The sequence below is a fragment of the Pseudomonas sp. WHRI 8519 genome (assembly GCF_040224055.2).
Taxonomy (GTDB): domain Bacteria; phylum Pseudomonadota; class Gammaproteobacteria; order Pseudomonadales; family Pseudomonadaceae; genus Aquipseudomonas; species Aquipseudomonas putida_X.
The window spans coordinates 2,692,804-2,711,165 of record NZ_CP167996.1; the positions used below are offsets into that span (position 1 = coordinate 2,692,804).

Genomic DNA, 18,362 nt, shown 5'->3' on the forward strand with positions numbered 1-18,362 from the left:
CGGCTGGACGCTGCTGTTGCGCCTCACGGTTCAGCGCGTGCAGCACTTTTGCAACGGCGGTGATCAGTGCTCGACAGGGCAAGTGCTGTTCGTCGACGAAGCCGCTTGACTGATCAGGGCCACCAGGCGCTTGACGTTGGCTTGCTGGGCGATCACAACGTCATCGATGCTATTGCCGGCCGCCGTCTGCAAGGTGCTGCGGCAAGTCAGCTGGGCATCGGCGCCGCGTGCTCGCAAGCGCCATCGTGCGTCCAGCAGGGCATACTGCCCGGGCACCGAATCGAACCGTTGCACATCCACCCGCAGTGACAGCTTGCGCGCAGGGCGGGTGTTGCTCAATTGGTCGATCAAGGCGCTGCGCAGCTCATCCACCAGGGTGGCGCCCCACCACTGCGTCTCGAGGATGGCCAGGCTGCTATTACCTTGACGGATCACCAGTTGGGGCCGGTCGACCTGGGGCGGCACGCTGACACTTTCAAGCAGGATTTCGTCCGTGGCGGCGTGGGAGGACGGCGCAGGCACCGCCGGCGTGAGGGTATGGAACTGGATAGGGTCACTGCGGCAGGCGCCCAGTGCCATCAGCGCGACCAGCAGGGTAATCCTTGGCAACGGGGTCATGCTCAACACTCCTGTGGTCAATTGCGTGGCGGCCCTTGCAGGTCCATCGGCGCGGCGTTGTCCGGGCGGCCACGCAGCAGGGACTCAGGGTTGCGGCCCAGGTAATCGGCGAGCTCGCGCAGCGAGCGCGACATACGGCTGAGCTCGTCCAGGGTCTGCGTCATTTGTTCCCGCTGTGGCGAATCTTCTGCCAGCGTCGCGTTGGCAGATTTCAGCGTGCTGCTGACCTCGGCCAAAGTGCCTTGCACCCCGGGCAATGTCTTGGCGTTGAACTGTTTCAGGCTCTTGCGCAGCTCGACCAGATTGGCGTCCAAGTTGCTGGCAATACGTTCCAGCGGCAGCCGATTGACCTTGTCTACCATGGTCTGCAACTGCTCTTGCAGCAGCTCCAGGCTGCCAGGAATGGTCGGGATCATCACCGGTCGGGCAGTAGGGTCGAATGCCGCTTTCGGCGCTTTTGGGAAGAAATCCAGGGCAATGTACAGCTGGCCCGTGAGCAGGTTGCCACTGCGTGCCTGGGCTCGCAGGCCGTTGTCGATGAACGTCCCCATCAGTTTGGCGGCGGACGCTTCGTCATTAGGATCGTGCTGCAGGGCCTTGAGCATCTTCTCGTGCGCGCGCCCCAAGCGCTGGGGGTAGATCACGATGCCGACGTTGACCGGGAAACTGCGCTGTTTCTCATCGAAGTCAAGGTTCACCGAGACCACGCGGCCTATCTCCACGCCCAGAAACTCTACCGGTGCCCCCACCTTCAGGCCGCGCATCGCCTGGTCGAAGCGCAGTGCCAGGTACTGCGCCTTGCCGGCGGGCGGTGCCAGCGCGCTGGCCTGGTCGGCGAACAGCTCGAAGCGCTGGTCTTCACTGGCGGCGCTGTCATTGGGGTTGTAGTCCGGTGCACGGAAGGCGATGCCCCCGACCAGAATGGAAGACAGCGATTCGGTCTTTAGCGCGAAGCCATTGGCGCCGACGTCTATGTCAATGCCACTGGCGTTCCAGAAGCGGGTGTTGGCGGTCACGAAGGCATCGTTGGGCGCGTGGACGAAGATCTCTACATCAACCCCTCTGCCATCCTTGTCCAGCGCGTAGGCGACCACCTGGCCGACCGGGATCTTGCGGAAATACACCGGGGAGCCGATGTCCAGCGAGCCCAGGTCCTGGGTGTGCAGGGTGAAATGCTTGCCGGGCTCGCCGTAGGTGATGGCGGGTGGGTTTTCGAGGCCGGTGAAATGTTTGACCCGGGTGTTTGACTGGCCGATGTCGGCGCCGATGTAATCGCCCGAGAGCAGGGTGTCTATGCCCGACACGCCGCCGGCACCGATCCGTGGGCGGACCACCCAGAATTTCGAGTCCTCACGGGTGAAGCCTTCGGCCTGCTTGTCGAGCTTGACGGTGGCGTTGACGTTCTTCTGGTCGTTGCTGAGCGCGACCTCGGTCACGTGGCCGATCACGACATTGCGATAGCGCACTTCGGTCTTGTTGGCTGCAAGCCCGGCACCGGTCTTGAAGGTGAGGGTGATGGTCGGGCCTTCCTGCAGGAGGTTGTGCACCACCAGCGAGAGGCCCACAAGCACTGCCACGATCGGCACGATCCACACCAGTGAGAAGCTGAACCGACGGGTCTTGACCTGTGCCTTGCCCGGCACGGCTGGGCTGTCATTGCTGGATGGGTTCATCCATGAGCTCCTTGTCAGGTGGCGTGTCCCAGATCAGACGGGGGTCGAAACTCATCGCAGAAAGCATGGTGAACACCACCACCAGGCCAAAGAACAGAATGCCGGGGCGCGGCTCGATATCGCCCAGCGCCTGGAACTTCACCAGCGCCGCAACCAGGGCAACGACCAGCACATCGAGCATCGACCAATAGCCGATCAGTTCAACGAACCGGTAGAGCTTGGAGCGCTGCTGTTGCGCCCAATCGCTGCCACGCTGGACCGTGATCAACAACATCGTCAATGCCATGAACTTCACGCCTGGCACGGCGATGCTGGCAATGAAGATGATCAGCGCGATATCCCAGGCGCCGTGCTCCCAGAACTCGATCACGCCGCTCATGATGGTGCTGTCGGCACCGCTGCCAAGCATGGTGGTGTTCATCACCGGCAGCACGTTGGCCGGTATATAGAAGGCAAGCGCCGCGAGAAGGTAGGCCCAGGTACGTCCCAGGGAATTGGTCTTGCGCCGATGCAAGGGGGCGTCGCAACGGGGGCACCGATGCGGTTCGTCGCGCATGTCGCAGGCGAGCCCACAACTGTGGCACAGGCACAGGTTGAGTTCGCTGGCGGTCGGCGGCCTGTTCATGGCATCTCCCACAGGTCGCGGATGTCCCGGCCGGCAATGCGGATCATCAGTAGGCTCAGGGCGGCCAGTGCGAGCAGGCCGATGCCCGGCAGCACATCGAGCATCCCGGCGAGCTTGAACACCGCCACCATCGCGCCGAGCAGGCACACTTCCAGCATGCTCCAGGGGCGCAGTGTCTCCAGCCAGCGCATGCACAGCTTGAATGCCGGTGAGCGGCGGGCGGCAAGGGCGTAACCCAGGACCCAGATGAGCAGAAGCAGTTGGAATGCCGGGGCGATGATAATCGAGATGGCCGCGACCATGGCCATGAAAGTGATCGGCCCCTGGCTCAGTGCCAATACCGAATCCCACAACGTGGCGCTGTTCTTCAGGCCCTTCAGGCTGATGCTCATCACTGGGTAGAAATTGGCGAACAACCACAGCACCGCGGCCGTGAGCGTGAGCGCCAGGCGTTGCTCCACCGTCAGGCCATTGTGCCGCTGCAGCACACCGCCACAGCGGGCGCACAAGGTCTTCTGATGCTTGGCGAGCAGTGCTTTCTCGTACACGCAGTCGCAGTGCTCGCAGATGATCAATTGCTCTGTCGGGGGCATCATGACGCTCTGGTCAACTGAGGGCAGGCCTTTGTGAATATAGAAGCGCTGCTGTATTAGGCAAATGTTGTGCGAACAAACTGTAAACCCGTGGGCCAGCGCATTCAGCCGGGTTTGTAGCTGCCTTTGCCCGATAGCACCGCTGGCGGCCTGCGGGCCGGTAAGCATTGCCCTGATGCTCAGCTGACCGGGCCTTGTTCAGGGGAGTGGGGGCTGGCCGGGGCGGTATGCCACTGCTCTTTGGGTACCCATTTGGCCTGCTCGGGGTCACCCAGGTAGTGCGGGGACATGATCTGCACCCCATATTCGTTGAACACGTCCTGAATGTTGGCGTGCAACAGGCTCAGCAGCAGCGCGCGCGGCCTGGGCTCAGCGGGAACGGCCTGCGCGACCAGGCGGTATTCGGGGTAGAAATCCGAGAGAGCCGTCTGGAACACCTGTGGTCTGGGGTCCTGGAGTACGCCGTCGGTGCGCCGTGCCGCTTCCAGCAACATGGCCTCCACCTGTCGCCAAGGCGTGTCGTAGCCGATGGTCACAACCGTGTCCACGACATAGCCTTGCCCTTGCACGATACGCGAGTAGTTCTTGGTCACCGCCCCTGTAATCATGGAGTTGGGCAGCGTCAGGACTTCGCCGAGCCCGGTTCTGATCGTCGTGGTGAACATCCCCACTTCGGTCACTGTGCCTTCGTATTCGCCCACCCGGACGAACTCGCCGGCCCGAAGGGTACGGGTGTAGGTCAGGATCAAACCGGCTGCGCCCTGGCCGATGACGCTGGTCGCCCCCAGTGAAATCATCAAACCGATCAACACCGACAGCCCTTTGAAGGCATCGGTGCCTGAACCTGGCAGATACGGGTAAGCCATCACCAGCGCGAACAGCCAGATGGCCAGCGAGGTCAGGCGCATGGTGGGTTGCAGGGTTTCGGCGGTGAGCCAGGTCAATGTGCCCGGGCGGGCCATGCGCCGCAGCACACGCTTGGAAAAGGCGCTGATGCCACGGGCGATGAAGAAGATCGAGATGGCCACGGCAAGGCCCGGCATGGCACGCAGAATGCCGCTGACCAGGTACCTGAACAGCTCCATCAAGTGGATATTCAGGCTTTCGCCCCAGGAGCGGGTGTAGGGGAACTGCGACAGCACGAACCCCAGCCACTGGTAACAGAGCAGCAGCACGATCAACCAGTACAACAGCCACAGTGAGCGGTCGATCAGGTAGTAGAGGTTCTGCAGATCGAACAGCGGCGTGTGCCCGACCTTGAAGCGCTCGGAGTGTTTGCCCATCAGGCGGGGCAACAGACCCAGCAGCTTGCTGCGACCCAAACCTGCAGCCTTGAGCAGCAGGACGAACACCAAGGTGGCGGCCGCCGAGTAGCCCACCGCCGTCAACAGGAACTTCAGGCTGCGTGCCTGGCGGGTTTCCTCGACCACCAGGCGCAGGTTTTCGGCAGCACGTTCGGCAGCCTCGTTTGGCGTGATGGCGTCGGCTGCGGCATCGAGCGGTGTAACGATGAAGGCGCGACGGCCCCCCAGCAACACCAGATAACTGTTCAGGATAGGGTCGGTCCTGACTTGCAGGTCGTTGTCTTCCTGCAGGGTTTCTTCGATCAGGCTCTTTGCGCGCTGGGCGCGCGCCTTGGGGGTTTCGCCCAGCAAGGTAGAACGAAAGACGAAAACCGTGCGGTTGATGACCGTGAGCGCGGCTGGCTCGGCAATGACGCCCTCGACACCTGTGGCGGGCTGCTCGCCGTCGGCGTTAACGAGGGGAGAGACCATCATGTACAACCCCAGAATCAGCCAAGCCACCCGCCCAGACCAACGCTTGATCCCCATGCTTCACTCTCCGGCGCCTGCCTGCGAATTGTTTCCAGCATAGCCGGCTTCAGGCAACCTTCAGTGGCGTGCAGGAGTCGGCTTCATCAAGCGATGCAGGGACGTCACCACGCTGTAGAATGCTCACCTCTGCCTTCGCCAAGGAATCAAGATGCCGTTGCACCCTATGCCCACCGCAAGCCCCGCTTCATGAGCCGTTCGCTGTTCGTCTCCATGGACGGGCCCAAGGGCACCGGCAAAACCACATTGTTGGAGTCAGTCACCCAGGCACTGCGGGCTGACGGGCTGAAAGTCATCCGCATCTGCGAGCGAAAAAGCGACCCCTACAGGGCTGAAACCATGGCACTGGTCAACCAGTTCGTCAGAAACCCCAGCCCGGACCTTGAGCTGGCGATCTGTGAGCGCTTTGCCCAGAGCCGTGCGTGGATATCCCGGCACGTGCTGGCCAGGCAGCCGCCGGACAGCATCATCCTGATCGACCGCTGGTACCCTTCGGACGCTGCATTTCGCCGGCTGATCCCGTTCCCTGGGATTCTGCGCCTGAACACCGCTTGTGATGTGCGCATACCCGACCTGCATGTGGGGGTGGTCACCGCCCCGGCTATTTCATGGGCGAGGGCGACGGCACGCACGCGCGGGTTGAGCAGCACGGTGATGCACAGGTTCGAAGAGCATGTGGCCTGTACCCAGGCCTTCGAGCGAGCCGTTGCAGACAACGGCTGGCTGATGTGCCGCAATGAAGGGACGATCGAAGACGCTACGCTGCAGGTGGTTTCAGCGATTCACCGCGTGCTTCGACGCCCTTAGTGCGTGCAGCTTTCAGGCATCGAGCACCAAGCGCGAAGAGCGCGCCCCTGAAACACACGGCGTGATCCATTCCCCGCTGCTGCGTTGAGCTTCGGTCAGGCACTCGTCACGGTGCTCTGGCGTGCCCTCGATGACCCGGCACATGCACGCGCCGCAAATGCCCATGCCGCACGAGATGGGCAGGTCCACCCCGACCCGCGCAGCGGCTTGCAACAGGCTCTCGCCCGTTTGTACCTGCACCTCATGCCCGCTGCGCTGCAACACCAGTGTGCAGCTGGAATGGGTTACGGCGGTGGGCTCGCCGGGCTTGAAGTGCTCGCGGTACAGGGCCGATGCTGGCCAGCCCTGGTTGAGAGCGGCGTGCTCCACACTGTCCATGAACCCTGCGGGCCCGCAGCAATACACGCTGGCGTCGGGCTGCCAAACGGGCAACAGCTCGCTCAAGGCTTGCTTGATCTGCGCAGCGCGCAAGCCGCTGAATACTTCGATGGGCAGGCCCTGGCGCTGGACCAGCGGCAGCGGGTGCGCGTCACGGGTGAAATACAGCAGGCGCACCGCGCGCCCTTGGGCCAGGCATTGGCGGTACATCGGCAGCAGGGGCGTGATGCCGATGCCGGCCGCCAGCAATACCACTGAGCCTGTGCCCGGTTGCAGGGCAAACTGGTTGCGCGGGGTGCCGACCTCGATCCGTGCGCCCAGGCGCAGGTGCTCGTGCAGCCACTGTGAACCGCCGCGTGAGGCAGGCTCACGCTTGATGCCCAGGTACAGATGGCCCTCTTCGGGCAGGCTGACCACCGAATACTGGCGGACCATGCCGTTGCCCAGGCGCAGGTCGACATGGGCGCCGGCGGCCCAGCTCAGCGGCAGCGGTGCGCCGCCCGGCGTGCCGAGCTCGACACCCAGCACGTCGTCAGCTTCCAGGCGCAAGGCGCGTACTTGCAATGAGGTCCAGCTCATGCGCGCACCCCCGCAGCGCGCTGCAGGCGCAGCACGGCCTCACGGGCCTGGCTACCCAGTTCGGCGAGGTCCAGGCCAGGTATCGTGTCGTTGTCCACGCTCAGGCGCCCACCTACCAACAAAGCCCGCAAGGTCGGCCGGCCACCCCCCACCACGGGCGCAATGCCCGGGTCATGCAAGCCGAAGTACCGCGGCTGGTCCAGGCGGTAGACCGCCAGGTCCGCTGCCATGCCGACCTGCAGCGTGCCAAGGGCGTTCAGCCCGAGCACCTGAGCCCCACCGGCGGTGCCCCAACGCACCACGTCTTCCACGCTGGCGGCATGGGCGCCGCCTTCTAGCTCGCCGCCTGCATAGTCGGGCAACGCCCGCTCACCGGCCTTGGCCCGTTGCATCAACCAGGCGGCGTGGGTTTCGCTGATCATGTCGCAGGCTTCGTTGGAGGCTGCGCCGTCGACACCGATCGAGATCGGCATGCCGGCCGCTTCCATCGCCAGGATATCGGCGATGCCGCTGCCCAAACGCCCGTTGCTTTGCGGGCAGTGGGCAATGCCGGTACCGGTGGCGCCCAGCAGGCGGATTTCCTCGCGGCTGAGCTTGACCAGATGGGCGAACCACACGTCAGCGCCGAGCCACTCGTGCTCTGCGCAAAACGCCACCGGAGACAGGTTGTAGCGGCGCTGTACCTCGTTCTGGTACTCCACCGTTTCGCTCAGGTGGCTGTGCAGGCGGATGCCCAGCTTGCGTGCAGCGCGGGCGGTTTCGCGCAGGTGCTCTGGCGGCATCGAGTAAGGCGGGCTGGTGGGCGCCATCACCACCCGGCGCCAGGCGTCGGGGGCAGGGTCGTGGTAGGTGCGCACCAGCCGCCCGACGTCATCAAGGTACTGTTCGAGGGTTTCCGGGCCGGCACTGGCGGCGCCTTCGGCCTGGCGCACCTGGGTTGCGCCGCCTCGGCACAGCACGAAACGCAGGCCTAGTCGCTCTGCCTCCTCGAACAGAATCTGCGCGCTATCAAAGGCCATGCCTGGCAGGTACAGGTAATGATGATCCGCGACCGTGCTGCAGCCGGAGCGGGCAAGCTCTACCAGGCCGATACGCGCGGCCAGGCGGAAGCTGTGCTCATCGAACAGGCCGCGGTAGCGATAGGGCACCGCGGCCAACCACGCCCCCAGGCTGTGATCGATGCCAGCCGGGATCCCTTTGAGCAGTGATTGGAACAGATGATGATGGGTATTCACCCAACCTGGGTAAACCACGCAGTCGGTGGCGTCGAGCACTTGCTCTGCGGCCAGCGGTTGCAAAGCGCCGAGGGCAGCGATGCGCCCTTGGCTGATACGGATGTCCGGCCCGGCGTGGCGGGCGGCTGCGCCGGGCAGGCCGGTGAGGATGGCGCTGGCGTTGCGGATCAGCCAGCTGTCGGTAGGGTTCATGAGGGGCTCCAAGGGCTTAACCCAGTTCACTTTCGTGCCAGTGGCGCAGGCTCAAACGTGCCAGCAGGGCCATCAGGCTGAACAATGCGACGCCGGTCAGGGCGATCAGCACCAGGGCGGCGAACAGCCGCGGAATATTGAGCTGAAAGCCCGCTTGCAGGATCTGGTACGCCAGCCCGGCGCCGGTGCCTCCGGTGCCGGCCACGAATTCGGCCACCACAGCGCCGATCAATGCCAGGCCACTGGCAATGCGCAGGCCGGCGAAGAAGCACGGCAAGGCACTGGGAATACGCAGGCGCAACAGCACCTGCCAGCGGCTGGCGCGATTGAGGCGGAACAGGTTGAGCAGCCCCGGGTTGACGCTGCGCAGGCCCAGCACAGTGTTGGCGATGATCGGAAATACCGCCACCAGGGTGGCGCAGATCACCAGCGCCAGGGTGGTGTCGCTGCACCAGATGATGATCAGCGGTGCAATCGCCACCACCGGCGTCACCTGCAGCAATATCGCGTAGGGGAACAGGCTGGCTTCCACCAGCCGGCTCTGTACGAACACGAATGCGGCCAGGGTACCGATGACCACTGCGAGGGCGAACGAGAGGAAGGTGATCTTCAGGGTCATCCACAGCGCACCGAGCAGCATGGGCCCGTCGCTGATCAGCGTGCGGCCGATGTCGGCGGGTGATGGCACCAGGTAGACCGGTACTTGCCAGGCAATGCATGCCAGCTGCCAGAGGCCCAGCAGCACAGCGCCGACCAGCAGCGGCGAAGCGATGCGCAGCACCGTGGGGTTGTGTAGCCAGGGAGTAGAGGGTCGACTCATGTCAGGGCTCTCATGTTGTGCTCTGAAGTTATGCGCTCAAGCAGGCTCGCCGTTGGCCTGGGCCAGCAGCCGGGACAGGTGGGCGCACTGGGCGATGAAGGCGGGGGAGGTGCGGTAGGCCTCATCCCGCTGCAGCGGGCCGTCGATGGGCACATCGGCGATCACCCGCCCGGGTCGGGCACCCATCACCACCACCCGCGATGACAGGTACACCGCCTCGAAGATGCTGTGGGTGACGAACACCACGGTCAGGTCGCGCTGGGCCCAGAGCTGGCGCAGGTCGCTGTCGAGCTTGTTACGGGTGAACTCGTCCAGGGCGCCGAACGGCTCGTCCATCAACAGCAGGTTGGGTTCGGTGGCCAACGCCCGGGCGATCGATGCGCGCATCTGCATGCCGCCCGACAACTCGCGGGGGTAGGCCTGGCCGAACGCGCCCAGGCCTACCAGCTCCAGCGCCGCCTGTACCTTGGGCTGGCTGTGGGCTTTGGGCATGCCGGCGAGGTCCAGCGGCAGGCGCACGTTGTCCTGCACCTTGGCCCAGGGCATCAAGGTCGCCTCCTGGAACACCATCGCCAGGCTACGCCCCGCACCGGTGCCCAATGGCTCGCTGCCTGGGGCATCCTTGCCCCACCAGCGCACGTGGCCTGCCGAGGGTTGTTCAAGGCCGGCGAACATTTTCAACAAGGTGCTTTTGCCGCAGCCTGACGGGCCCAGCAACGACACGAACTCGCCGCGCTGGATCGCCAGCTTGACGCGGTGCAGGGCGACGGTGCCGTTGCTGTAGGTCTTCTCGACCTGGTTGGCGAACAGCGGCGTATCGCCACCCAACGCGTCGGCGTTGGGTGGCGCCTGCAGCTGGGCGCGGGTTTCGGATAGGGTCTGCATCAACATGGCGCTCTCCCATAAGGTCATGAGCGGTTGCATATGCCCCGGCACACCGGGGCGCCGAACAGGCGGTCAGTGGCTGGCGAATACTTCGCTTTCGCCGTGGGCTTCGAGCAGGCCCAGCAGTTGCCGGCGGATCACCAGGCCTGGCTTGTCCGAGGGCATGTGCAGCTCCACACGCCGCCGGGTATCGACGCAGGCGTCCGGGTCGGTGGCCTCAAGGATGTCACGGTCTTCGGCGGTGATCGCCGCGTCCCAGTCGATCAGCGCCTGGGTCGGGCAGTCGGTCTCGCTGTCATTGCGATAGAGCCACTGCACCAGCATCAGCCGGCCGTCATCGATCGGTGTGGCGCAGTTGTAGATGATGTGGTGGATGCCGCTGTCCGGGTACATGCAGCCAAAGCGGCGGGAGAATGGCAGGTAGTAGCGGTTGACCAAGTGGCGCTCGGTGATCGGCGCACGGGTGCCGGTAATGGCGAAGCTTTCTTCAGGGTTGCGGATGGGCACGCGGGTCTCGGCTTCAAAGCCGTAGTCGGTTTCGCGAAAGTCATAGCTGGCCGGTTGCGGCTGGTCGAACAGGCCGAAGTTGGCTTTGTGCACGAAGGAAAAATGCGAGTTGTCGAACGAGTTCTCCATTACCCGCAGCGGGCTGGTTTTCCACTCTTCATAGAACTGGAAGATACGCCGGTAACCGGGGGCGCCGTCTTCGGGGAAGTCGGGGATCGGCTGCAGCGGATCGTCCAGCGCGACCCAGGCATAGCCATACTTTTCCTGGCAATGGTAGGCCTTGACGGCTGCGCCCGGTGGTATCGCCCCCGTGGGGTTCTGCGGGATCTTCACGCAGGCGCCGCTGCAGTCATACTCCCAGCCGTGGTAGCCGCAGGCGATATTGCCGTCTTCGCTGACAAAGCCCTTGGATAGTTTGGCGGTGCGGTGGCAGCAACGGTCGCGCATCGCTACCGGGGTGCCGTCGGGCCGCTTCCAGAGGACCAGGGCTTCACCCAGCAAAGTGAAGGGTTGTGGCCCGTCGTCCAGCGCCGTCATGGGCAGCAGGGCGTACCAGAAGCGTCGCAATACAGGTTGTTTGGTGACCAGCATGATCCAGTTTCCTCACGGTATCGGTTGTTGTTACAAGGCTCAGCGGCTGGCCGCCTGGACGGTGTCGGGCTGCACATTGAGGTCTTGCACGAAGCGAGTGGTGTAGGCTTTCTGCCAAGGGGCCGCGGCGCCGAGCAGGCCGGCCTGGACCATGAAGTCGCGGGTGGCTTGCCAGCGGGCGTCATTCATCGTGCCGATGCCGTGGCTGGCAGCATCGCCACCGGTGACCAGCTGGTATTGCTTGAGCGTCGAGACGCCCCAGGCCAGCAGTTCATCGCTCATGTTGGGGTTGTCGCGCTTGATCAGCGCATTGCCCGCCGCGGGGTTGGCCAGGTAGCGTTTCCAGCCTTCGAGCGAGGCGCGGACAAAACCGGCGACCCGCTCGGGATGCTGGTCGATGACGTCCTGGCGGGTGACCACGGTGGAGCCGTAGGGCGGGTAACCGGCATCGGCGAACAGGAAGAAGTTGGGTTTCTGGCCGGCCTTGATGGCCTGGAACAGTTCCGAGCTGGCGTAGGCCTGCTGGGTGGTGTCGGCGCCGGCGAGGAAGGGTTGCAGGTTGAAGGTGTAGGGCCGTGCCTGGTTGTCCTCGAGCTGGTACTTGCCCTTGAGCCAGGGCCACCAGGTCTGCTGGCCGGACGTAGAGACCAGCACCTGCTTGTTTTTCAGGCCGTCCAGGCCGTTGACATCGGCGTGCGTCATCAAGCCCTGCGGGTCACCTTGGAAAGGTGCAGCCACCGCGACCACCGGCAGCCCTTGCTCCACGCTCTTGAGGATCTGCAGGTCGTAGTTGACGATGAAGTCGGCTTGCTTGCTGACCAGCAACTGCATGCCGTTGACCTGTGGGCCGCCCATGCGGATGGACACATCCAGGCCTTCTTTTTCGTACAAGCCATCGGCCACGGCCTGGTAAAAGCCACCCTGTTCTGCCTGGGCGTACCAAGAGGTGAGCAACACGACTTTGTCGTTGGCCATGGCCAGGGAGGCGCTGCTGAACACTGCTGCGCCAAGCAGCGAGCGAAGCGGGTAAGTCAAAGCAAAGCGGTTTTTCATGATTGTTCTCCACCTCGATTCGAAATGCGCCAGGTGTTCGGGAACACGCCAGCGAGGACCGAGCGGAGAGAGAACGCAGCAAGAGGAGGGGTGCACAGCATGCAGCAGCCACGGCTGACACTTCTCTACTTGCCCAGGGCCGGCAGGCCTCGTGCAAATCATCCGCTCGGATGTACGCCCTATCCAAGGCGCAAGAGCAATGCCCCATGCCATGTCTGGCACTGACCGCTTCTACTCGAAGGCAGCTCAAGCCAGAAGCGTGCCAATGTGCGGCGACCGCCAAAAACGGGCTGTTCAGGTGCAGGTAGGTGTTGCGAGGGCAGGACAGTGATCCGGGAAGGTGCAAGGCAGGACTGCCGGGCGCCATTAGAGTGCGCAATCCATGGGTGGCCTGGTACTCAGTAATCCCATAAATTGGCCACAATCACTGATCTAGACTGTATTCGATCAGTTGGCACGCGCCCTGCTATGGCACAGTCGAGTAGAAGCGGTCAGTGCCAGATATGGCATGGGACATTGCTCTGGCGGCAGCACGCCGCACACCCGGCAAGGGTGGCGCCACGGTTTGCATCGTGGCCAGAGGAGAGGTCCGTCCGCTGAATCCCTTGCTGGTGAACCTCACCGACCTCGACCCAAGGGATGCCCATGAAACTCACCCCTCTTGCCTGCCTTAGCTACTGCTTCCTGCCCCTCTGTGCCTCCGGCGCCCAGGCCGGCCCGCTGATGTGGTACGACAATAGCCTGAGCTACCTCTACGGCCACAATTACAAAGTCGACGGCACCGGCAACGACATCCAGCAGACCGTCACCTTCGAACACGCCAGCGGTTGGAACTGGGGGGATGTGTTTCTGTTCGTCGACAACAAATGGTCCAACGGGTTGTCGGGCAATGACGGCCATACCTACTACGGTGAATTCTCTCCGCGGTTATCGCTGGGCAAGGTCAGCGGACAGAACCTGCGCTTTGGCATCGTCAAAGATGTACTGATCGCCGCCACCTACGAGCGTGGCGAGGGGCGTAATCGCAAGTACCTGCTGGGGCCTGCCGTGGACTTGACTATCCCGGGGTTCGATCGCTTTTCGCTCAATACCTATTACCGCAAGCCCGACGGGATTACCGGCAAGGCGTCAGGGCAATGGCAGATCAACCCGACCTGGGCGATGACCCTACCGCTGGGGCGGTCGGACATTCTGTTCGATGGTTACCTGGAGTGGTACGTGAATGACGTGGGCAGCAAGGGTACGTCGGATTACGTGGCCAAGAGCTTCCACTTCAATCCGCAGGTCAAATACGACGTTGGCAAGGCCCTCGGGCACACGCCGAAGCGGTTGTATGCGGGGCTCGAATGGGATTACTGGTCGGACAAGTATGGGATCGAGGACAGCCACGGGTTCCCGACGGATCAGAATTCAGTAAGTGTACTGGTCAAGGCGCACTTTTGAGAAAACATATTAGGATTGTGGCGTATCCCGTTGTTTCCAAATGAGTATTGCATCGAGCGCAGCACGGGCTGCGCCCGATGCTCATGAGCGCGAAATCGATAATGTTCGATTATCGGGCGCTAACGCCCTTCATGCACTCAACCTTCTGATTAACGTGCCGAACGTAATGGGTAGTACATCCCACTGCCATCCGGATACGTCCCCCATGCGCCTGCGCCATCTCAATATCGCTACTCGCTCTTACCTGAGTTTCAGCCTGATCGCTGCACTGGTCGTAGTGCTCGGGCTGTTTTCCATCAACAAGATCTCCAGCATGCGCGAAGCGGTGGTGTATACCGAGCAGGTGACCAACGTCGGCACCCGCTACCTGGGCGAAGTGCGCAGCCACATGCTGGGCCTGCGCATCATCACCATGCGCATGGCCATCGCCCGTGAGCCCGCGCAGTTGGCACCGACCCTGGCGCGCCTGGAGGTGCTCAAAGGCCTGCTCGACAAGGGTGTAGAGGGCTACGGTGCAGTATTGCCAGCGGCGGGCAAACCGGCCTTTACCGAGATGCAGCACCTGATCGACGAATACCGTGTGCTGCTCGACCAGTACAAGGCGTTGTCCGAGCAAAACCAGGTAGCCCAGATGCAGACGATGCTCAGTGGCGCCATGCAGGACATTTCCAACCGTATCGGTGAGCTATACGACAACCTGGTCAAGTTCAGCAGCGACACCGCCGAACAGCACACCGCCCACGCCCGCGCTGAGTACCAGAGTGCCCTGTACCTGACCTTCGGTGTACTTGGCCTGGTGCTGGTGCTGACCATTGGCCTTGCCTGGTTGCTGACCCGTAGTATCGTCAGCCCGCTGCGTGAAGCCATCGACGTGGCACAGAACATTGCCCAGGGCGACCTTTCCCACACCGTGCATGCCACTGGCCGCGACGAGGCGACCCAGTTGATGCATGCCCTGGCGGCGATGCAGGCCAGCCTGAAGGACGCCCTGCGGCTGATCGGCGATTCCTCCCATCAGCTGGCGGCGGCCAGTGAACAGATGTCGGCGATTACCCAGCAAACCTCCCGCGACCTCAACCGGCAGAACGACGAGATCCAGCAAGCGGCGACTGCCGTGACGCAGATGAGCGTGGCGGTGGAAGAGGTGGCGCGTAATACCGTGAGCACCTCGGAAATCTCCCGTCAGTCCGAAGACGCGGCGCGGCGCGGTCGTCAGCGGGTGGGCGAGGCGATCAGTTCGATCGGCAAGATGAGCCAGGATGTACATGAGGCGTCGCGGCAGATCGAAGCGCTGGCGGTGCAGTCGCAGGAAGTGGGCAAGGTACTCGATGTGATCGGCGCCATTGCCGGGCAGACCAACTTGCTGGCGCTCAACGCCGCGATCGAGGCGGCGAGGGCGGGTGAAGCGGGGCGCGGCTTTGCCGTGGTGGCAGATGAAGTCCGTGCGCTGGCAGCGCGGACCCAGACCTCGACACTGGAGATCGAGGAAATGATCAACGCCATTCGCAGCGGCACGGCGCGGGTGGTGGAGTCGATGCACAGCAACAGCCAGCAGGTGGGGCATACCCTGCAGGTGGCTGAGTTGGCCGGGCAGGCACTGGATGAGATCACCGATGGCGCGACCACGATCCATGAGCGCAATATGGTGGTGGCCAGTGCCACTGAAGAACAGGCACAAGTGGCTCGAGAAGTCGATCGTAACCTGTTGAATATTCGGGAACTTGCCGTGCAGACCTCTGAGGGCGCGGACCAGATCAGCACGGCGAGCCAGGAGCTGGCCAGCTTGTCGATCGGCTTGAACGGGATGATGAAGCGTTTTCAGCTCTGACAACCGAGGGATGAGGGTCGACATGAGTCGAACCATATGCTGACCCACTGGTCAGGATATTTACCTATCCAGCACTAGAGAGGTCAGCATGCACACGTACAACCTGACGTACCTGTTCAAGGGCGAACCGCGTTATCACCGTTTCGAGCTCAAACAGCACGGGCTTTCGCTTCACGAAGCCGCGTTGCATTTGATTGTGTTGCATTACGGGGATGGCGAAAACAGCCTGGTGATGCCAGCTGCAGATGCCTCCCCGACGGAGATCCTGCAGCAGGCCAAATCGCTTGAGATAACCCAAGTCGAAGTACATCCAGGCGAGTAGGCGTGGTCGGCGGGCTGCGCGCGTGCAGGCTGCTCAGCCTGCCTTCAAGCCGGCCAGCTGCTGCTGAAGCTCAGCGAGCAACCGCCGACCCGCTGCTTCCACCAGGTCCCCGTACTGAGCGATGGCATTACACTCCCGGCAGGTGACAATCGATTTTCTGTGGAGCCTGCCGGGCTTTACCAAATCTTGCCCACCGCACTTGAGGCATTTCAGGGTGACACTCATGATCTTCCTCTCCATGGAACTCGCGCAGGATCCTTCACTGCGCTTTTGTGGCGGCTGGCAATGATGATGCGGTACATGGAGTGGTCAAGTGGGTAAAACGTTCATTCCGAAAGCAATTTAAGCAGAGCGGGCCCTTCAAAAGTTGCCAGGGAACGTTTTGCGCGTCACCAAGCCCCCAACAGAACCGGAGATCGCGACGTGATTGACCATCTGGACCACCTGGTACTGACCACCGTCGATGTCGATGCATGCAAAGACTTCTATGGCCGCGTGCTCGGCATGCGCCTGGAAACCTTCGGCCAAGGACGCTTGGCGTTCTGCTACGGCAATCAGAAGATCAATGTACATGTGCGGGGGCATGAGTTCGAGCCCAAAGCTCATCTGCCTGTTCCGGGCGCATTGGACCTGTGCTTCATCGCCAGTGTCAGCCTGGAAGCGGTCATCGCGCAGCTGGAACGTCAGCGTTGGCCGATCATCGAGGGGCCGATTCAGCGAACCGGTGCGACCGGGCCTATCCGTTCCGTGTACGTGCGCGACCCGGATCTCAACCTGATCGAGATTTCCGAGCAGTTGTGACAAAAGCTGGCAATGGGCGTCACAGGCGTCACCAAGCGTGACAAGAGGCGCGCCGGGCAAGGGGGCGCAGAAGGCTGAAAAGGCGGGCTGGTCTATCGCAGTACGACGGCGCCACGGCGGCAATGGGGTTCTCGGCCCCTTCGCCGCCAGGCGGATACAGGCAGCAGCTTACTTGATCAGCGGCACGCCACTGAGCTTCTGCAACTCGTCGAAGTCGATGTCAGCGCAGATCTCTACCACTTTCAGGCCGTCGGAGGTCACTTCCAGCACGGCCAGGTCGGTGTAGATGCGGCTGACGCAGCCGATACCGGTCAGCGGGTACGTGCACTCAGGCACGATCTTGCTTTCGCCCGTCTTGGTCAGGTGGTCCATCATCACGAACACCTGGCGCGCGCCGGTGGCCAGGTCCATCGCGCCGCCTACGGCCGGGATCGAAGCCTCAGCGCCGGTGTGCCAGTTGGCCAGGTCACCTTTGACCGACACCTGGAAGGCGCCCAGAACGGCGATGTCCAGGTGGCCGCCACGCATCATCGAGAAGGAGTCGGCGTGGTGGAAGAACGCACCCCCGGTGAGCAGGGTCACGTGCTGCTTGCCGGCGTTGATCAGGTCATCGTCTTCCTCGCCCGGCGCGGGGCTCGGGCCCATGCCCAGCAAGCCGTTTTCGCTGTGCAGAAACACTTCCTTGTCGCCCAGGTAGTTGGCCACCAGCGTTGGCGCGCCGATGCCCAGATTCACATACGCGCCTTCCTGGATGTCTGCGGCCACACGCTGGGCCATCTGGGTGCGGGAAAGTTTTGTGGTAATGGTCATGGCAGGCCTCAGACAGCGTTGGCGATCGAAGAAGCAGCAGCGCCGGTAACGGCGACCACGCGCTGCACGAAGATGCCCGGGGTGATGATGTGTTCCGGGTCCAGTTCACCGAGTTCGACGATCTGGTCGACCTGAGCGATGGCGGTCTTGGCCGCCATGGCCATGATCGGGCCGAAGTTACGCGCCGCCTTGCGGTAGATCAGGTTGCCCCAACGGTCACCCTTGTACGCCTTGATCAGCGCGAAGTCGGCGTGCAGCGGCATTTCCAGCACGTACTGGCGACCATCGATCTCGCGGGTTTCCTTGCCTTCGGACAGCAGCGTGCCGTAGCCGGTCGGCGAGAAGAATGCACCGATGCCCGAGCCTGCTGCACGGATACGTTCGGCCAGGTTGCCTTGCGGCACCACTTCCAGCTCGATCTTGCCGGCCCGATACAGTTCGTCGAAGACGTAGGAGTCGGACTGGCGTGGGAAGGAGCAGACCACCTTGCGCACGCTGCCGGCCTTGAGCAGGGCGGCCAGGCCAATCTCGCCATTGCCGGCGTTGTTGCTGATGATGGTCAGGTCGCGAGTACCGGTATCGATCAGCGCATCGATCAGCTCGGACGGCATGCCGGCAGTGCCAAAACCACCGACCATGATGGTCGACCCGTCTGTGATTCCTTCCACCGCGCTGGCGATGGACTCATATGTTTTATTGATCAAAGCGAGCTCCTGGTTGTTCCTGGAGTATGGGTTGTGGGCCTGCCTGGCGCGCCCTTCGAACAGGGG

19 protein-coding genes are annotated in these 18,362 nt (G+C 62.9%); 5 read left to right on the forward strand and 14 right to left on the reverse strand.

Annotated elements, in window-relative coordinates:
• Positions 1 to 63 precede the first annotated feature (63 nt).
• The 5 genes from ABRP30_RS12325 to ABRP30_RS12345 form a co-directional block, all read right to left on the reverse strand.
• Complete coding sequence (locus tag ABRP30_RS12325; RefSeq protein WP_349975500.1) at positions 64 to 618, reverse strand: PqiC family protein; 555 nt, start codon at positions 616 to 618, stop codon at positions 64 to 66.
• A 17-nt stretch (positions 619 to 635) separates the two neighbouring features.
• Positions 636 to 2,291: an MlaD family protein gene (locus ABRP30_RS12330; RefSeq protein ID WP_349975499.1), complete on the reverse strand. Its 1,656-nt coding sequence runs from the start codon at positions 2,289 to 2,291 to the stop codon at positions 636 to 638.
• The gene (locus tag ABRP30_RS12335) at positions 2,272 to 2,916 is read right to left on the reverse strand and encodes a paraquat-inducible protein A (protein WP_349975498.1); all 645 of its coding nucleotides are present in this window, start codon (positions 2,914 to 2,916) and stop codon (positions 2,272 to 2,274) included. The genes ABRP30_RS12330 and ABRP30_RS12335 overlap by 20 nt, the downstream gene beginning before the upstream one ends.
• Entirely contained in the window at positions 2,913 to 3,509 is a 597-nt protein-coding gene (locus tag ABRP30_RS12340; protein WP_349975525.1) for a paraquat-inducible protein A, read from the reverse strand. Before ABRP30_RS12340 ends, ABRP30_RS12335 begins: the two co-directional genes overlap by 4 nt.
• Positions 3,510 to 3,688: 179 nt before the next feature.
• Positions 3,689 to 5,341 (reverse strand): mechanosensitive ion channel domain-containing protein, encoded by a 1,653-nt coding sequence (locus ABRP30_RS12345; protein WP_349975497.1) that lies wholly within the window; start codon positions 5,339 to 5,341, stop codon positions 3,689 to 3,691.
• Between the two features lie 189 nt (positions 5,342 to 5,530).
• Here ABRP30_RS12345 and ABRP30_RS12350 point away from each other — a divergent pair, with 189 nt between their 5' ends.
• Complete coding sequence (locus tag ABRP30_RS12350; RefSeq protein ID WP_349975496.1) at positions 5,531 to 6,148, forward strand: dTMP kinase; 618 nt, start codon at positions 5,531 to 5,533, stop codon at positions 6,146 to 6,148.
• 12 nt (positions 6,149 to 6,160) lie between these two features.
• On the opposite strand, the gene ABRP30_RS12355 is transcribed toward ABRP30_RS12350, so the two are convergent.
• The 6 genes from ABRP30_RS12355 to ABRP30_RS12380 form a co-directional block, all read right to left on the reverse strand.
• A complete protein-coding gene (locus tag ABRP30_RS12355) occupies positions 6,161 to 7,105 on the reverse strand; it encodes a PDR/VanB family oxidoreductase (protein ID WP_349975495.1) in 945 nt (314 codons plus the stop codon).
• Positions 7,102 to 8,532: an amidohydrolase family protein gene (locus tag ABRP30_RS12360; protein ID WP_349975494.1), complete on the reverse strand. Its 1,431-nt coding sequence runs from the start codon at positions 8,530 to 8,532 to the stop codon at positions 7,102 to 7,104. The genes ABRP30_RS12355 and ABRP30_RS12360 overlap by 4 nt, the downstream gene beginning before the upstream one ends.
• A gap of 16 nt (positions 8,533 to 8,548) precedes the next feature.
• On the reverse strand, positions 8,549 to 9,277 hold the full coding sequence (locus tag ABRP30_RS12365) for an ABC transporter permease (protein ID WP_172655317.1): 729 nt from the start codon (positions 9,275 to 9,277) through the stop codon (positions 8,549 to 8,551).
• Positions 9,278 to 9,388: 111 nt separating this feature from the next.
• The gene (locus ABRP30_RS12370) at positions 9,389 to 10,243 is read right to left on the reverse strand and encodes an ABC transporter ATP-binding protein (RefSeq protein WP_267823660.1); all 855 of its coding nucleotides are present in this window, start codon (positions 10,241 to 10,243) and stop codon (positions 9,389 to 9,391) included.
• Between the two features lie 66 nt (positions 10,244 to 10,309).
• The gene (locus tag ABRP30_RS12375; protein WP_267823662.1) at positions 10,310 to 11,335 is read right to left on the reverse strand and encodes an aromatic ring-hydroxylating dioxygenase subunit alpha; all 1,026 of its coding nucleotides are present in this window, start codon (positions 11,333 to 11,335) and stop codon (positions 10,310 to 10,312) included.
• 39 nt (positions 11,336 to 11,374) lie between these two features.
• A complete protein-coding gene (locus tag ABRP30_RS12380) occupies positions 11,375 to 12,388 on the reverse strand; it encodes an ABC transporter substrate-binding protein (protein ID WP_349975493.1) in 1,014 nt (337 codons plus the stop codon).
• A 639-nt stretch (positions 12,389 to 13,027) separates the two neighbouring features.
• Between ABRP30_RS12380 and ABRP30_RS12385 the strand changes: the two genes are divergently transcribed.
• The 3 genes from ABRP30_RS12385 to ABRP30_RS12395 all read left to right on the forward strand — a co-directional run bounded on the left by ABRP30_RS12385 (position 13,028) and on the right by ABRP30_RS12395 (position 15,981).
• Positions 13,028 to 13,831, forward strand: a complete 804-nt coding sequence (locus ABRP30_RS12385) for an outer membrane protein OmpK (RefSeq protein ID WP_349975492.1) — start codon at positions 13,028 to 13,030, stop codon at positions 13,829 to 13,831.
• 205 nt (positions 13,832 to 14,036) lie between these two features.
• Positions 14,037 to 15,659, forward strand: coding sequence for a methyl-accepting chemotaxis protein (locus ABRP30_RS12390; RefSeq protein ID WP_267823665.1), 1,623 nt, complete (start codon positions 14,037 to 14,039; stop codon positions 15,657 to 15,659).
• An 88-nt stretch (positions 15,660 to 15,747) separates the two neighbouring features.
• Positions 15,748 to 15,981 carry a hypothetical protein gene (locus ABRP30_RS12395; protein ID WP_349975491.1) on the forward strand — a complete coding sequence of 78 codons (234 nt, stop codon included), beginning with the start codon at positions 15,748 to 15,750 and terminating at the stop codon, positions 15,979 to 15,981.
• Positions 15,982 to 16,014: 33 nt separating this feature from the next.
• Here ABRP30_RS12395 and ABRP30_RS12400 read toward each other — a convergent pair whose 3' ends face one another.
• Positions 16,015 to 16,206: a hypothetical protein gene (locus ABRP30_RS12400; protein ID WP_241806913.1), complete on the reverse strand. Its 192-nt coding sequence runs from the start codon at positions 16,204 to 16,206 to the stop codon at positions 16,015 to 16,017.
• Between the two features lie 198 nt (positions 16,207 to 16,404).
• Between ABRP30_RS12400 and ABRP30_RS12405 the strand changes: the two genes are divergently transcribed.
• The gene (locus tag ABRP30_RS12405) at positions 16,405 to 16,782 is read left to right on the forward strand and encodes a VOC family protein (RefSeq protein ID WP_267823670.1); all 378 of its coding nucleotides are present in this window, start codon (positions 16,405 to 16,407) and stop codon (positions 16,780 to 16,782) included.
• A gap of 168 nt (positions 16,783 to 16,950) precedes the next feature.
• Here ABRP30_RS12405 and ABRP30_RS12410 read toward each other — a convergent pair whose 3' ends face one another.
• On the reverse strand, positions 16,951 to 17,592 hold the full coding sequence (locus tag ABRP30_RS12410; RefSeq protein ID WP_349975490.1) for a 3-oxoacid CoA-transferase subunit B: 642 nt from the start codon (positions 17,590 to 17,592) through the stop codon (positions 16,951 to 16,953).
• Positions 17,593 to 17,600: 8 nt separating this feature from the next.
• Positions 17,601 to 18,296, reverse strand: a complete 696-nt coding sequence (locus ABRP30_RS12415) for a 3-oxoacid CoA-transferase subunit A (RefSeq protein WP_039601534.1) — start codon at positions 18,294 to 18,296, stop codon at positions 17,601 to 17,603.
• Positions 18,297 to 18,362: the final 66 nt, after the last annotated feature.